This is a genomic window from Vogesella urethralis (genome assembly GCF_007644045.2).
Taxonomy (GTDB): Bacteria; Pseudomonadota; Gammaproteobacteria; order Burkholderiales; family Chromobacteriaceae; genus Vogesella; species Vogesella urethralis.
Genome location: NZ_VMDW02000139.1, coordinates 1 through 1,170, shown reverse-complemented (window position 1 = coordinate 1,170; position 1,170 = coordinate 1). Strand labels below are relative to the sequence as shown.

Annotated in this window: 1 protein-coding gene; it reads right to left on the bottom strand. The window is 55.7% G+C overall.

Features of this window, described 5'->3' with window-relative positions; translation table 11 throughout:
* Positions 1-44: 44 nt before the first annotated feature.
* Entirely contained in the window at positions 45-1,034 is a 990-nt protein-coding gene (locus FLQ03_RS18420; protein ID WP_144374143.1) for an NACHT domain-containing protein, read from the bottom strand.
* Positions 1,035-1,170 lie beyond the last annotated feature (136 nt).

Below are 1,170 nucleotides of genomic sequence, written 5' to 3'. Positions count from 1 at the left end.
TCTTCATGTCCAATCTCCGTGTCATGGTGGATTGGACTCTAAAGTCACGTGCTACTCAATACCGGGGGGACGTCGCCGTCACCATTCGACGCAGTCAAACGCCTGCTTTGCAACATCTTGCGGAGCAGTACATCCATTACCTGTGTCGACTCTTCGGCTGCGACAAATGCACCTCTCTCAACACGCTGGCTCCAGAACTGCCCCAGGAGATCCAACTGCGTCTTGGCTAGGTTCGCCATAGATGCATCTTCTTTGAGGATGCGCCCCAACAGGAAGAGGTTAAATGGGCTGCTCAGTAGGGAGTTGAACTGCGACTCGCTGGCCTGTGCGATGCGATCCAAAGACGGCCACTTTGTTCTAACTTCGAGAATCTCATCCGGTTCTAGTTGAGGAACATTGATATGGCAAACCCGCAGAAACTCAGGATCCTGAAACCGATCATCGATGGGCCGCCCTTCGAACAGGCGGTGATATTGACTGCCGTAGCGCAGGTCAAATTTGCGAATAGACGCAATGACGGCCCACTGAGGCGCTCTCTTGCGGACCTCGCTGATCAAGGTTCGGACGGCGGACTCCGAACCTGTACCCCGGGATGCGTCAAGCGCATCGATCATTAGGATAGGGCTCTCGCTCGGCCGCCACTCGGTCAGAATGTCGATCAATGGCTGGGACAGCGAGAACTCGCGCTGCAAATCTGCCAGCGTGGTGCCCACAAGCTGATCGACTTGGATCAGGAGTACAACTCTGCCCTGGTCGAGTAGCTCTTGGGCGGCGATTTGGAGCGCGCCAGACTTTCCTGCCCCCGGGTCGCCGATGACGAGACAAGACACTCCTCGCTTTGCTGTGTCCAGCAGTACATCGCAGCAGGTGCGCCGAAGCTGAATGGACGTGCCAGAAGCATCAACATGAATCGACGCGTAGCGAGACATATCGTCAAGCGCATGCCCCGTCATTTCCTGCAAGCGATTGAAATCCTTCAGATAGGTTGATTGCAGAAGAAGACGAACCCTCTCACTACGGAGCAGTGCCCTCAACGCCTCTCTATCACCCCCAGAACGACGGCGCGAAAACTCTAGACAGCCACGGACAAGAGCGGGTGAATCGCCCCGGCTTCTCTAGACACTCCGGAGCTGTTGGAAATACTGCTTCTCGTACTCTACCGGCGATAGC